General features: G+C 68.0%; 15 protein-coding genes and 1 pseudogene. 4 read left to right on the forward strand and 12 right to left on the reverse strand.

Features of this window, described 5'->3' with window-relative positions:
- Window positions 1-85: 85 nt before the first annotated feature.
- Window positions 86-1,219: a mannosyltransferase family protein gene (locus ACZ6ZQ_RS15830; RefSeq protein WP_469769109.1), complete on the reverse strand. Its 1,134-nt coding sequence runs from the start codon at window positions 1,217-1,219 to the stop codon at window positions 86-88.
- Between the two features lie 199 nt (window positions 1,220-1,418).
- On the reverse strand, window positions 1,419-1,553 hold the full coding sequence (locus tag ACZ6ZQ_RS15835) for a hypothetical protein (RefSeq protein ID WP_469769110.1): 135 nt from the start codon (window positions 1,551-1,553) through the stop codon (window positions 1,419-1,421).
- 16 nt (window positions 1,554-1,569) lie between these two features.
- On the opposite strand from ACZ6ZQ_RS15835, the pseudogene ACZ6ZQ_RS15840 reads away from it, so the two are divergent.
- Window positions 1,570-1,656 (forward strand): annotated as a pseudogene (locus ACZ6ZQ_RS15840) (DUF192 domain-containing protein); the annotation flags it as partial.
- A gap of 186 nt (window positions 1,657-1,842) precedes the next feature.
- Here the strand turns inward: ACZ6ZQ_RS15840 and ACZ6ZQ_RS15845 are convergent.
- The 3 genes from ACZ6ZQ_RS15845 to ACZ6ZQ_RS15855 are packed head-to-tail and all read right to left on the reverse strand — an operon-like array spanning window position 1,843 to window position 3,982.
- Entirely contained in the window at window positions 1,843-2,076 is a 234-nt protein-coding gene (locus ACZ6ZQ_RS15845; protein WP_469769111.1) for a DUF7683 domain-containing protein, read from the reverse strand.
- Window positions 2,073-2,570 (reverse strand): hypothetical protein, encoded by a 498-nt coding sequence (locus tag ACZ6ZQ_RS15850; RefSeq protein WP_469769112.1) that lies wholly within the window; start codon window positions 2,568-2,570, stop codon window positions 2,073-2,075. Before ACZ6ZQ_RS15850 ends, ACZ6ZQ_RS15845 begins: the two co-directional genes overlap by 4 nt.
- Window positions 2,571-2,572: 2 nt before the next feature.
- A complete protein-coding gene (locus tag ACZ6ZQ_RS15855; protein WP_469769113.1) occupies window positions 2,573-3,982 on the reverse strand; it encodes a polymorphic toxin-type HINT domain-containing protein in 1,410 nt (469 codons plus the stop codon).
- A gap of 355 nt (window positions 3,983-4,337) precedes the next feature.
- On the opposite strand from ACZ6ZQ_RS15855, the gene ACZ6ZQ_RS15860 reads away from it, so the two are divergent.
- The 3 genes from ACZ6ZQ_RS15860 (at window position 4,338) to ACZ6ZQ_RS15870 (ending at window position 7,514) form a co-directional block, all read left to right on the forward strand.
- The gene (locus ACZ6ZQ_RS15860; RefSeq protein WP_469769114.1) at window positions 4,338-6,332 is read left to right on the forward strand and encodes a hypothetical protein; all 1,995 of its coding nucleotides are present in this window, start codon (window positions 4,338-4,340) and stop codon (window positions 6,330-6,332) included.
- A gap of 13 nt (window positions 6,333-6,345) precedes the next feature.
- A complete protein-coding gene (locus ACZ6ZQ_RS15865) occupies window positions 6,346-6,939 on the forward strand; it encodes a hypothetical protein (RefSeq protein WP_469769115.1) in 594 nt (197 codons plus the stop codon).
- 125 nt (window positions 6,940-7,064) lie between these two features.
- Window positions 7,065-7,514 (forward strand): DUF3592 domain-containing protein, encoded by a 450-nt coding sequence (locus ACZ6ZQ_RS15870; protein WP_469769116.1) that lies wholly within the window; start codon window positions 7,065-7,067, stop codon window positions 7,512-7,514.
- A gap of 95 nt (window positions 7,515-7,609) precedes the next feature.
- Here ACZ6ZQ_RS15870 and ACZ6ZQ_RS15875 read toward each other — a convergent pair whose 3' ends face one another.
- The 7 genes from ACZ6ZQ_RS15875 to ACZ6ZQ_RS15905 all read right to left on the reverse strand — a co-directional run bounded on the left by ACZ6ZQ_RS15875 (window position 7,610) and on the right by ACZ6ZQ_RS15905 (window position 13,006).
- Complete coding sequence (locus tag ACZ6ZQ_RS15875) at window positions 7,610-8,134, reverse strand: hypothetical protein (protein ID WP_469769117.1); 525 nt, start codon at window positions 8,132-8,134, stop codon at window positions 7,610-7,612.
- 12 nt (window positions 8,135-8,146) lie between these two features.
- Window positions 8,147-9,064, reverse strand: a complete 918-nt coding sequence (locus tag ACZ6ZQ_RS15880) for a hypothetical protein (protein WP_469769118.1) — start codon at window positions 9,062-9,064, stop codon at window positions 8,147-8,149.
- The gene (locus ACZ6ZQ_RS15885) at window positions 9,055-10,746 is read right to left on the reverse strand and encodes a polymorphic toxin-type HINT domain-containing protein (protein ID WP_469769119.1); all 1,692 of its coding nucleotides are present in this window, start codon (window positions 10,744-10,746) and stop codon (window positions 9,055-9,057) included. Before ACZ6ZQ_RS15885 ends, ACZ6ZQ_RS15880 begins: the two co-directional genes overlap by 10 nt.
- A gap of 149 nt (window positions 10,747-10,895) precedes the next feature.
- The gene (locus ACZ6ZQ_RS15890) at window positions 10,896-11,519 is read right to left on the reverse strand and encodes an OmpA family protein (protein ID WP_469769120.1); all 624 of its coding nucleotides are present in this window, start codon (window positions 11,517-11,519) and stop codon (window positions 10,896-10,898) included.
- A gap of 29 nt (window positions 11,520-11,548) precedes the next feature.
- On the reverse strand, window positions 11,549-12,127 hold the full coding sequence (locus ACZ6ZQ_RS15895) for a hypothetical protein (RefSeq protein ID WP_469769121.1): 579 nt from the start codon (window positions 12,125-12,127) through the stop codon (window positions 11,549-11,551).
- 31 nt (window positions 12,128-12,158) lie between these two features.
- Window positions 12,159-12,761 (reverse strand): pilus assembly protein TadG-related protein, encoded by a 603-nt coding sequence (locus ACZ6ZQ_RS15900; RefSeq protein WP_469769122.1) that lies wholly within the window; start codon window positions 12,759-12,761, stop codon window positions 12,159-12,161.
- 5 nt (window positions 12,762-12,766) lie between these two features.
- Window positions 12,767-13,006, reverse strand: a complete 240-nt coding sequence (locus ACZ6ZQ_RS15905; RefSeq protein WP_453657043.1) for a hypothetical protein — start codon at window positions 13,004-13,006, stop codon at window positions 12,767-12,769.
- Window positions 13,007-13,136: the final 130 nt, after the last annotated feature.

The raw sequence follows: 13,136 nt of genomic DNA on the forward strand, positions 1-13,136 counted from the left end.
CGTTCCACAGGGCGCATGGGCCCACGGGCCCATTCCGCGCGGGCCAGGGGGTGTCCGGCGGATCTTGCTGGGCTCGCGACGCCCCCTACGGCGGACCCGAGCCGAGCAGCGTGAACGCCCCGTAGAGCCCCGAGGCGAGGGCGAGCAGCCCGACGGCGAGCACCGCCCACCGCTCCCGCCACCGCGCCAGCGCCACCGCCGCGGGCAGCAGCAGCGGAAAGGCCGGCATGATCAGACGCGGGCGGGAACCGAAGTACGCGGCACCGATCAGCGAGATGACGACGACCGCGATCGTGTACACCAGCACGGGCAACGGCTGCCGCTGCTCGACGCACAGCCACACCACCCAGAACAGCAGCCCGAGCGCGGCGATCAGCCCGATCCCGGCGAGCGGGTTCGGCCCGGTCAGCTGCGCGCCGACGAAGCGGGCGAGCGCGAGCCCGCCGTCGATGTTGTTGCCCCAGGCCGCCTGGACCTCGAAGTACGCGGTGGGGCTTCCTTCCCGCAGGGCGACGAAGCACACGTACCCGAACCAGCCGAGCGGCGCGAGCAGCACACCCACGACCATCCGCCACCGCAGCGCGTCCCGGCCGTTCCTGAAGACGCCCACCACCGCGGTGATCCCCAGGGCCGCGACCAGCGCCGCCGCCGAGGGCCTGGTGAGCCCGGCGGCCGCGCACAGCGCTCCGGCGACGATCCAGCGGTCCGTCAGCACGGCGTAGAGCGACCACGCGGCGAGCGCGGTGAACAGGGTCTCCGTGTACGCCATCGACTGTACGAACGCGGTCGGGTACACCCCCCACAACACCGCCAGCAGCACCCCGGCCCGCTGCCCGGCGATCCGTGTCCCGACGGCGTGGATCCCCCAGGCGGCGGCGAACGCCGCCACCCATCCGATCACCAGCCCCGCCGTCGCCGCATCGACGGGCAGGACCTCCGAGACGCCCCGTTCCAGCGCGGGCAGCAGCGGGAAGAACGCGAGATCGGAGTGGACGCTCCCGTCGGGGAGGGTCACCTCGTACCCGTATCCGTTCTCCGCGATCCGGACGTACCAGACCGAGTCCCAGCGCCGGTCGAGCCGGTGCAGCGCGTCCTTCCCCTGTACGGCCGCGACGACCGCGAGGACGGCCATCCCCGCCAGCCGTACGGCCGCGTACCCGAGCAGTGCGGGGGTGGCGGCCGGGAGTCTTTGCCGGTGGGGGGTGGGGGGCTGGGACATGCGGTCGATTATGTCGGGTCGGTGCTCGGCACCCGGCGCTCAGCCAGACGGCCGGATCCTCGCGAACGTGGCGGACATGACCGGGCCGAGATGCCGGACGATGTCGTGCCGTCCCGGTCGATCCCCCCGGGACGAGCCCCATCACGGACATGACGCTCCTGGAGCTCCGCGGCCACCACCTCGCACGCGCGCCGCATCTTCATTCCAGGGCCACGCTCTCCCACCAACTCAGTTCGACCGGTGACCGAACCTTCGCCTCGGGGTCGGTCTCCACCGCCCACGCGGCGAAGCGCTCCAGGCGCCACCAGTACATCTCGTCGTCCTCGTCCTCCACCGGCCCGATGATGGCCAGGGCACGCCACGTACCGGAGGCGGAGGCCGGGGCCATGGCGGGCTGGGGCTTGCAGCCCGGCGTACGGCTCGCGATCGAGGCGTGAGCCGTACGGCCGGCAACCACGTCGTCGTACGCCCCACCTGGAGCGGACGCTGCAGCGCCCGCCGGTCCGACGCCGGCACGATCGCCCGCGCGACGGGACTCTCCTCCGCGCCGAGGTACGCGATGAGGCCCCGGCGAAGCAGGTGGAACTGCTCCTCGTCGACGTCGAGCACGTGGCGGCCCGGCGTCAAACCCCTTCCCGCCCGAGCAGATACTGGGTCGTCAACGGAGCCATCACCAGATCGAAGCGGCGGGCGAACTCGGCGAGCGACTGCTCGGGCAGGTCGTAAAGATCCCCGTCCCCGAAATCGTCCAGGCCCAACAGCGCTGCCAGGTCGCTGTCGGACAGATCCCCCAGCTCGTGACGGCCACGGAACTCACCGGAATCGCGGTCGAACTCCTCCAGTACCCAGCGCGTCATCGCCCCGTGATGTCGACGGCTTCGACGACGGCCATCCCTTCGAACTGAAACCGCTCCAAATCGTCGTAGTGGCCAGGAAATCCACCCCTCCGCGTGAGCAACTTGACGGTCGCCCCATGATCTAGATAGTCGTCGTCCACGCCGATCGAAATGACACCGACCAGAAGCTCCGCCGATTCAAGACCCCGCGCGGCCCCCATCGCGCAGGAGAGGAATCCTCTCGCACGCGCCACCAGTCCGGACAGGAAGACGTCCCTGCTCTCGTCGAGTCCGGTGGACGGAATCCAGACGTCGTTCACCTCGAGCTCGTGACGCGAGACCGCATCGCGGGTCCAATCGGACCGCCAGCCGGATCCGTGCATCCCGCGGAGAAGCAATGCTCCGGCCGGCCCGACCTTCCACCCCTCGTCGACAAGGCTTCTCAACTCATCCGGAAGGTCGTCGTACAGGACGTCCACGGACTCGCGCCAAAGAGACCGCATCGACGAGTTCATTCTCACGGGGCTTCCATACCAAAGTATTGATACGCCTTCTTGATGGCGCTTTGCGGGACTTGCTTGGCAATCTTCGAGGAAAGCTTGGTCCCGTTCTCCGAAACCCAACTCCCATCGACCGGATTGTAGTAGTACTTGGTCGGGTCCGCACCCCGCCCCATGAACTGAAGATGGATTCCGGCTCCCGGCTTCCCGGGGTTCTGGTTCTCGATATCGATGCGGAATGAATTGTCCTTCGCCTTGAACACCGTCTTGCTGTTGATCACCGGCGCGTCCTTCGGCGTGGTGATGGAGCAGGGGCCAGGCGGGGTGTTGTGGACCAGCACGCTGCTCGAGCCCACAGCGACGTAATAGGAATGGAGGCCGGCCACGGTCAGGTCGTGGGTGGTCTGCCGCTGGGTGAAGCGGGCGACGGACGCGACGGGGAGGGTGGCTCCGGACGGCAGCCGGAGCAGGTCCCCGGTCGCGATCTCGCCGGCATCGGCCCAGCGGCGCTCGTCGACCAGCCAGAACGGGTGGGTGTCGGTCGCTGTGACCGTGCCGGCGGCGGTCGTAAGCCGGGTGAAGTCCTTGTCGTCGTGGGTGGTGAACGTGTGGGTCACCGTGCGCAGGGTGGTGAGTCCGGTGACCGGGTCGGTGGCGACGACCTGGCCCCCGATGCGCACCGACTCGATCGGGATGCTGAGCCCACCGGCGAGCAGCACGCGCGTTCCGGGCGGGAAGCTGTGGCTGACCGGACATGTCGTCGGTTTGTCGTCGGGCTTCTTCTCATCGGGTTTCTTCTGTTTGTCCGGGTCGTACTTCTTCTTGGCGTCTTCGAGCGCCTTCTCCGCGTCCTTGACCCGTTTGCGGTTCTTCAACAGCCCCTTCAGGCCGTCGTACAGATCCCCGCCGTGCTTCTTGAGCTTCTTGATGAGCTCATAGGCCTTCTTCCACTTCCACGGCGCCCCGTACTTCGCGGCGAGCTTCCCGACCGCACCACCGATGAGGCTGAGCAGCACATTGATGAGCGTCTCCGTACAGGCGCCCATGTCGCCCTCGGTGATGCACTTGAGCGCATCGGTGATACCGAGTTCCTCGGCGAGGATCTTGCCCAGCTCCTTGGCGGCTTCCTTGGCCTTGTCCGAGTCGGACTTCTCGGCGGCCTGGGCGTCCTGGAGCTCCTTCAGCGCCTTCTCGTAGTCGAGCTGCTCCTGCGACTTGGGGGTGTCGCCGTTGTCGTCGGAGGCGGGCTGGTTCGTGTCGGCACCGCCGTCCTGCGCCTGCGTGTCACCGCCGTCCCCGCCGCACTCGCCGCCACCGATACAGGACACCTGGGCGCTGATCTTCTGCGTCAGCTCCGCACCGATGCCGGTCGCCACGAGCGCACCGACGATCGCCACGACGACCAGGGCCAGGCCCAGGTACTCCACCGCGCCCTGACCCCGATCGCGGTGCCGCCGAAGGCCGAGAAGTCTGGCCTCCGTGCGTGGCACCGCCATCCGTACCCGTCGGCGAACGCGCCGTGCAACCCCCGCTGGTGACATGCAGGCGAAGCTAACGGGCCGCAGTGGCAACCGTCATGGGCCCGGGGACCCACCTCAGGTCCCAAATTCCCGGGTGTGCCAGCGCCGTTGGCAGGGTGTGTCGGCTTGGGCCTGAGATTGGGGCCGAGGGCCCACGTCACCGGCGGCCTGCGCTCGTACGCTCACGCAGCGCCCGGAGTTCCGACGACAGCGGCAACGGGCGGCGAGCAGCACGGGCTTCGGAGACGAGAGAGGTACGGCCATGAGCGGTGGCGGGGCATGGCGCGGCGTGAGCGGCGGCGGAAGGCAGACACCACCGGGGCGGCACGGCCCCGACAGCTCCGGACCCTTCTTCGCGCTGATACGCAGCTGGGCGGCCGGTGTTCTCGTCTACTTCGCCTGCGGTCTGCTGTTCGCCAAGCTCCTCCTGGAGCCCCTCGCCAGCTCCGAACGGTTCGAGGTCTTCGGCTGGCGCCTCGCCCTGCTGCATGTGCCCAGCGTCCTCACCACCCTGCTCACGGTGCTCGCCGCCGCCCGTGTGCTGCCCGAACCACAGCGCGAGTCCCGGCCCGTGCAGCTGCTCGCCACCCTCATCGTGCCGCTGGCCGGCCTCGTCTACGGCTATGCCGTGTCCTGGGACGTCCTGGCGGCCGAAGGCATCTTCATGCCCGTCGTCGCTCTTGTCACCGGCGCCGCCATGGGCCTGGCGGTGGACCGTCTGATCGAGGGGCGCGGCACGGGCGACGGCGCGCCAGCCTATCCGTACACCTGGCGGGACACCGGGGCCACCGCGCTCGAATACCTCGGTGTGCTGGTCGTGGTGGTCGCCGTCGTCCTCGCGGTCTCGGCGGCGGGCGTCGGCGGCAAAATCGGGGACCGTATCCGGTGCGCCGTCGCCTCGCTCACGGGTGGTGGCGGCAACTGCGCCGCCGGCCCGGAGAACACCGCGAAGCCCAAGACCGATGCGGACTACGAACCCAAGCTGTGCCAGGTCTCCAGCGTCTCGGACACCGCGGGCGGCAAGGTGAAGATCGGCTGGTTCGAGTGGGGCGAGGAGTACGGGTTCCAGCAGAAGGTCGCCCAGGCCAAGACGGACGTGAACGGTGACGGAAAGGTCGACGGCAACGACAAGCTCGTCTACATGACGTTCACCGACGCCGCGTCAGCCGGGGTGAACGTGAGCACACCAGGCGTGAAGCTCGGCAAGCTCGGCAAGGCCGATGTGGATCTCGGCGGCGGGATCAAGGTGACGAACGGCGACACCTGGGTCTTCAAGAGCGAGGCGGACGCCGAGAAGATGCGCGACGACATCGAGGAAATGAAGATGTGGGAGACCTCGATGACACACAGCGGCGCCTACGGCGGCGGCAACTGGTACGCGGCGAAGGAGTGGGCCGAGAAGAAGGAGGCCATCGAGAAGCAGATCGGCGACAAGAAGATCTCCTACTCGACCATCGGTCTCTACGCCCAGGCGGACGGCGGGCTCGGCATCAAGGCGGGCGACGACACCAAGCTCGGCACCAAGCTGGGCGGCAAGGCCAAGTTCTCCCCCGACGTCACGATCACGAAGGACGACGTCAACGGCAACGAGTCGTACACGTACACCGCCAAGCTGGAGATCGAGGGCAAGGTCAGCGGTGAGGCGGGCCCGCTCGGCGGCACGGCCGGTGCGAAGGACTCGTACACCGGCGCGATCACGGTCACGCGCGACCAGAAGACCGGCAAGCTGGTCCGTATCGACATGACGAAGACGTTCGAGGGCACGTCGACGTCGGACAAGGGCGAGGCCGGTCACGACAACGGCAAGAAGAAGGATGACAAGCGCGGCGGCAAGGGCGGCGTCACCGACTCCTCGGGGCCCACGGGCATCGAGGTGCAGACGAACTCGATCGTCTTCGGCAAGGAGACCGACTCGGCGACCGAGGGCCAGCGGGCCATCGCGGAGACGTGGCTCGACGGCTCCGGGAACAACACGGCCCCGTTCGAGTACATGCTCGGCAACGAGTCGCTCGACCAGAAGCCTGCGGGGAACGACCCGTTCGAACAGATGATGTTCCAGGACGGACTGTCGAGCACGATGAACTACCACGGGGAGACGGACGCCCAGGAGTTCGGCTTCGAGGTCTCCCTGGGTATGAGTCTCGGGTTCTCGATCTCGAGCGAACAGAAGAAGGAGACACTGACGGACGCGACGTTCCTCGGCGCCCCTCAGGGCGACAAGCGTCCCTCCCTGCCGTACAGCTACTGCGCGAACTAAGGACGTAAGGACGATGAAGCACTTCCGCTCCGGCTCCCGTGCCCTTGGCGGCGCGACGGCCGCCGCGCTGTCCCTGACCCTGCTGGCCGGCTGTGGCGGCGCCGACGCCGGCGCCGCGGCCCTGCCGGACGGCTGGGGCACCCTCGACACGAAGAGCCTGTCCGTCGGCTACCCGGAGGACAAGGGCTACAAGGAGCAGCCCGCCTCCGAGCGCAGCAAGCACAACGCCGCCGTCGCGCTGAAGGAGGAGGGCGGCCTGCGCACCGGCATGGTGTCCGTCCAGCTGAACTTCGCGACCGGCGTGGACGACGCCGCGGAGGCCGCCACGGCGGCGGGCGCGGTCATCGGCATCGGGGCGACCCGGCAGGACACGACCGACGTGCGGCTTCAGGGCGAGGAGCCCGCGCGGGAGGCGCGCCGCATCAACTACGAGTTCACCTCGAACGGTGAGGAGCGAACCCCGGCGCAGGGCACCCGCATGACGGGTGTGATGGTGGCCGGAGTCGACTCGAAGGGTGTCCCCTTCCTCGTCCGTATCAACGCGGTAAAGGACTCACTGAGCGAGGCCGAGCTCGATTCGTTCGTGGAGTCGATCACCGTCAAGTAGCGAAGCCGTCCACGCCGAACCGACCGGAATCGAACCGACCGGAACCGACCCGGCCCGAACCAACCTGAACCAACCCGAACCAACCCGAGTCGACCCGAAGCCGACGACAGCGAGAGGCACGTGCCATGCAGATCCTCCCCAGCGGCGGGGCCACGTTCCTGCTGCTGCTCGGCCTCTTCCTCGGCGCGTTCGCCGTGCGGTCCGCGCTGCGGCTGCGCCGGGTGCTGTGGCTGGTGCGGCACGGCGAGCGCGTCGAGGGCCGGTGCGCGGAACGCCGTACCGTCGACCGGGGCCCGGGGATGGAGCACCGCTACGCCACGGAGTACGTCTTCGCCTTCCGCACCCGCGACGGCCGCGACATCGAGTTCACCGACCACGCCCCGGGCCCGTTCGGCTTCGAGGTCGGTGCCCCGATCCGCGTCTCGTACGACCCGGCCGCCCCGGAGAAGCGGGCGACGGTGGCGGGGCCGGGCTCCTGGGGGCCGGTGTTGATGCCGGTCGCGTTCGCCGGGGGCCTGGGGGTGTTCGCGGCGGGGCTGCTGTACGGATTCGCGGCGCTGCGGGGCTGGGTCTGACCAGGCGTACTCAACCCCGCGGCGCCGCGCCGCACTCGCCGGTTCAGCAGCAGGCCGGCCAGCGGTTCGTGCGGTCAGTCAGTCATGGTACGGGGTCAGTCGTCGTCCGGATCGATTACGGGGTCGGTACTGACAGCGCCGAGCATGATGTGCGGCGCGTCCTCGTCGCACTGGCTGACGCTGATCGCCACCCAGCGCTGCCCCCGGGGCGTGTCCACAGGCCCCCACACGTGCAGATCGCCGTAGAGGTCGAACGCGCAGATCTCGGCGATCAGCGGAGGAACTTCCTCCTCGGGCACCTCGCCCATGAGGTATGCCCGCATGCTCACCTCGCGGTGCGGACCCCATCGCTTCCCCAGCTCGACCGCCAGGGACACGAGATACTCCTCGGACTCCTCCTGTGCGGCGTCCCACTCGGGTCCGGGCACCCCGAAGTAGCCGCGGCTCTCCCACAGCGGAACGAGCCGGAAGCCGGCACCGAAGCTGCCGGTCCACCCCTCGTCGTCGGGGCCCGGCTCCCACTCCGTCGGTCCGTCCTCGGGAATGGGCCCGGCGAGCAGCGCGTCGATGGCGGCGACGGCCGCCGCCATGCTGAAGGGACTGCCCGTCGGCCTCGCCACATCTCCCAGCCATCACCGCTCCGCGGGTCCCATACCCGGCAGAGCACCGTCGTCGAGCAGTTCCTGAAGGTGCTCGCTCATCCAGGACTGCCGGTACGTGCCGTCCGTCAGCCCGACCTCCCGGGCCTCGTCCTTCCCGATCAGCCGCAGTTCCCCGGCCTCCGCCGACTCCGCGGCGCCGAACTCGCCGAGGTCGACGCCGGGCCAGTCGAACTCCGTGCAGTGATAGACCTCGGGATCGCCGGGGAACAGACCGAGCAGCGACTCCTCGCGACCGACGGTCTTCCAGACGCCCGCCACGACCTGCTCGTCATCCGTGTGGAATACGGGGCGCGACACCACGTCCGGGCGCTCCTCCACCACCTTGGGCACGGCCCGGGTGCCGCGCAGCAGTCCCAGCGCCGTACCGAAGCGGTTGCGATCGAGGACCAGGGCGAGGTGCCAGCCGCCGGCCTTCGCCGGAACGGCCAGCAGATCGCCGCGCTTCGGCTTCGGAGGCTTCCGCTTGGGCACATCGGCCGTCAGGCTCAGCACCGCCCCTGCCTCCACGTCGTCGAGCTCGACCGCCGACTCCCTCAGTACGGCCGTGATCTCCGCCGCGAGCCCGGCCGGCGTCACCGGCGCGCCGTCCCGGGCCGCCGCGCCCTCCGCCAACTCGGTCAGGAGGTCCGACGCCGCGACGAACACCGCGTCGTTCAGCTCGCCGGTACGGGAGGGCCGCCCGCTCTCGTAGCGCCGGTTGCCCTTCAGCTTCGCCTTGAGCGTCAGCGGCACCGGGAGAGGCTGTGCCAGCGCCTCGCTCTCGGCGGGGGCGCCCCAGCCGAGGATCTCCAGCAGTTCACCGAGGGTCGGCGGCCCGCCCACCTCCTCGGCGAAGTCGGCCACGATCCCGGTCAGCTGTGAGGCCGTCGACACGTCTCTCACGGGCAACCCCCAAGTTTCTTCTGCTTCTCGTAGTCCGCGTACTCGGCACGCTTCTTGGGGTCCATCGGCTCCTGGCGGTTGCCCCGGTAGTCGGTGCCTTTCTTGCCGATGACGGTCTTGTACTTGTCGGCGTTGGCCTGCTCGAGGATGCGCGCCTCTCCATAGGTGCGCTTGCCGGGAGTGACGATCATCTTGTCGCCGTTCTTGGGGTTGAACCGGTTGTTGTTCTTGCCGTGCCGCCGTTCGACGTCGGCCTTCGTCTGCTTGCCGCCGAACATACCGGAGTAGTAGACCTTGCCGTTCTTGTCGACCAGGACGTAGTTGCTGTAGCCCGGCCGGTCCATGTACTTGTACCGGCTCTGGTCGATGTTGTGGACCAGGACCGGGGACTCGCCGGCGAACACGTAGTAGGTGTGGATCCCGGCGACCGTAAGGTCATGGGTGGTCTGGCGCTGGGTGAACGTACCGACCGCGAGCACCGTGACTGCCGCGCCGTCGGCGTCCCGCAGTTCGTCCCCCGCCCTGATCTCCCCCGCGTCGACCCAGCGTTCCTGCCCCTGCACCCAGAAGGGGTGCGTGTCGGTCGCGGTGAGCAACGCGGTACCGGATCCGGTCCGCACGGTCAGCCGGGTGAAGTCCTTGTCGTCGTACGTGGTGATGGTGTCGGTGACCCGCCGGGTCGCAGTGACCCCGCTGTACGGATCCGTGGCCCTGACCCGGTCCCCGATCCGTACGGTCTCGATGGGGATGCTCCGCCCGTCGGCGAGCAGCACCGGTGTGCCGGGCAGGAAGCTGTGCTTGACGGAGCAGGCCGTGGGTTTGTCGTCGGGCTTCTTCTGCTTCTTCGCGTCGAGTTTCTTCTTCGCGTCGGCGAGTTTGTCCTCGGCCTGCTTGACCAACTTGCGGTTCTTGATGAGGCCCTTCAGGCCGTCGTACAGATCCCCGCCGTGCTTCTTGAGCTTCTTGATGAGCTCATAGGCCTTCTTCCACTTCCACGGCGCCCCGTACTTCGCGGCGAGCTTCCCGACCGCACCACCGATGAGGCTGAGCAGCACATTGATGAGCGTCTCGGTACAGGCGCCCATGTCGCCCTCGGTGATGCACTTGAGCGCATCGGTGATGCCGAGTTCCTCGGCCAGGATCTTCCCCAGCTCCTTGGCGGCTTCCTTCGCCTTGTCTCCATCGGACTTCTCCGCCGCCTGGGCGTCCTGAAGCTCCTTCAGCGCCTTCTCGTAGTCGAGCTGTTCCTGGGACTTGGGAGCGTTCGGGTCGTCCGGGAGGGGCTGCTCGTCCTCGACGTGGACGTCCTCGTCGTTCGCGCCGCCCTCGTCATTGATGGGGGTGGTATCGCCACCGGAGTCGCCGCCGGTGTTCCCGCCATCCGTGCCGCCGCCGGTGTCCTCACCGGGAGAGTCGTCACCGTCCTGCGCCTGGGTGTCACCCCCACCGCCGTCACCACAGTCGCCGCCCCCGCCGATCCGGCAGACCTGGGCGCTGATCTTCTCGGTCAGTTCTTGCCCGATGCCGGTCGCCACCAGGGCGCCCACGATGGCCACCACGACCATGACTAGGCCGAGATACTCCAGCGCCGTCTGCCCCGACTGAGCCTTGCGCAGCCCGAGCAACCGGGCCTCGGTGCGCGGCAGTCGCGAGGTCGTACGTAAGAGGCGTCGACGAATTCGTGACATGAGCGTGACGATATCCGGCCACCCCTAGGGGCGTCTTGGGCCCACGAGCCCAATTCTGGGACCACGCAAGGGTTTTGGGCCCATCGGCCGGGCACACAACGGCCGGGCCACAGGGGACGTGACCCGGCCATGTCCGCTCGTGGCGGTCGTCAGTCCGCACGCGGGAAGGAGACCTCCACACGCCGGTTCTTCTTGCGGCCCTCTTCATTGGAGTTGTCGGCGATCGGGAACTGTTCCCCGTAGCCCCGGACCTCGTAGGTGATGCCCGCGCTGCTGAGCGCCTTGGACAGGACGGAGTGCACGGCTTCCGCGCGCTGCTTGGACAGCACATCACCGTGCTCCGACGATCCCAGGTTGTCCGTGAAGCCGAAGACCCGGACCTTCTTGGCGTCCTGCTTCTTGATCTCGTCGGCGATCGCCTGGATACGGGCGTTCGCCGCGCTGCTCAGCGTGGCGCTGTCCTTGCCGAAGAGCACTTCGGCCTGGAGGGCGAACTTCACGTCGGAGTTGGTGTCCTCGCGACGCTCCTCGCCCCCTTCGGACTCGACGACGGACTTGATGTCCAGCACCTTGGCGGGGGCGAGGGTGGCTCCGTCGACCATCCGGAGGCCGGGAGAGTTGGCGTCGACCTCGACGGGGGGCTTCGCGGAGGCCTCGGTGCCGGGCGGGACGCTCGGCTTCTCGTCGGCGTAGGCGTGGCCGGCCACCATGATGTTGGCGCCCGTGAGCGCGACCGCGGCTGCGGCGGCACTCAGCGCGACACGGGAAGGCATGCGCATTCGGTTGTGATTCATGGCCGCGTTCACCCGGAGATCTTGACCGCGACAGTGGGGAATGTCGGCAGCTGGAAGTCCACCTCGGAAGTCCCCTCGGGCGGTGCCGGGAACTGGAAGAAGACCGGGATCGACTTACCGGGATCGATCTTGTCGAGTCCGGAGGTGCAGAGGCAGCGGCCCTCGGTGTCGCGGAGGATGTAGTAGCGCTTCTTGCCCACCTTGTCGACCAGCGTCGCACCGGCAACGGAGATTCCGCCGCCCAGGACCTCCTGCTCCGTGCCACGCCACGGTGACATGTCGTAGAAGGCCGCGGAACCGTTGTTCTTCATCTGGCCGTTGACCGTGACGAAGCCGCCGGACTCTCGCTTCACGGTGTTGATGATGAGGTCGATGTCCCTCGGTCCCTTGACCGTGGCCTGAGTGGTGCTGGTGTCCGGTACGACCTTCCCCGAATCGTCGGCCCCAGCACCTGGCTTCGCCGACGAGCTCTTCTCGGGCTTCTTCTCTGCGTCCCCGCCGCAGCCGGCCACAGTGAGGGCCAAGGTGGCAGTCACCACTACCGCAGCCGCCCCCCTACGGGCCTTCAGGATGTGCCGAATGCTCATGAGTGGAGTTCCTTTGCTCGTCGTTCGCTATTCAGTCGACCAAGTAGACGTCGAAGAGATCCTTGGCGGTGGGCAGATCAGCCGGGTTGTGATGCGGATCGAAGATCCTGGCGTGCTTGCACTTGAGTATGGGCAACGGCGCCGTCGGGTCGGGGTTGGGCAGGATGGTGCACAAGGGCTTGACCGCGGCTGTCGCCGTGGCCGTCGCGAACTTGGTCTCCGTGCCCGGAACGACCGACTTCCCGATCGGCTGCTGCGTCGTGGCCTTCACCTTGTACGCCAAGTAGGGAGTCCACTCCGGCCGGCAATTGCCGTAGAGACTGGCCTTGTTCCTGCCCGCGAACGACTCCGCCGCCGCGCACTCCCGGAAAACGTTCTGTCCGAGCAGACCGTTGAAGATGACCTGCCAGTTGGTCGGAACGAGAACGTTTTCCGTCCAGGCCAGCGCGAGGTCTTCCCGCGCCTCCTGCGCCGCCGCGAGCGCCGCGGCGTCCGCCGCGCCCTGTACCCCGTTGCGTGAGGCCGATGCCTGTCCCACCGCGAAGAATGCGAACGCGAGGAAGAGCAGGCCCGCCACCATCACTACATAGATGGGGAAGGCCTGCCCTTGATCCTTCGCTGTTCGGTTCGACAAGCGGCTCAGCCAGCCTTGATCTTGTCGATCTGCTCGTTGATCTTGGTGGTGATCTTGCCACCGATGCCGGTACCGACGATCGCACCGATGATCACGACGACCACCATGATGATGCCCAGGTACTCCAGCGCGGTCTGACCCTTGGAGCGCTCGCGGTCGGTCATCCGGCTGATGACGGTGTTCTTCCAGCCGTTGACACGGATCTGGGTGTCGACGGCGGCCTTGAGCAGAGTGTCGTTCGACATGGTGTTCCCCTCCGGGTTCGGCCGACCGCTTGCCGGCCGACTCGTAAGTCTCTTTGGCGTCTTCCGCGTTACCGGCTTCCTCCTGGCCGGTGCCGCTTTCGACACGAGAAACGTACGCCGGAAGGGCGGA

Source organism: Streptomyces sp. NPDC053673, from assembly GCF_055585225.1.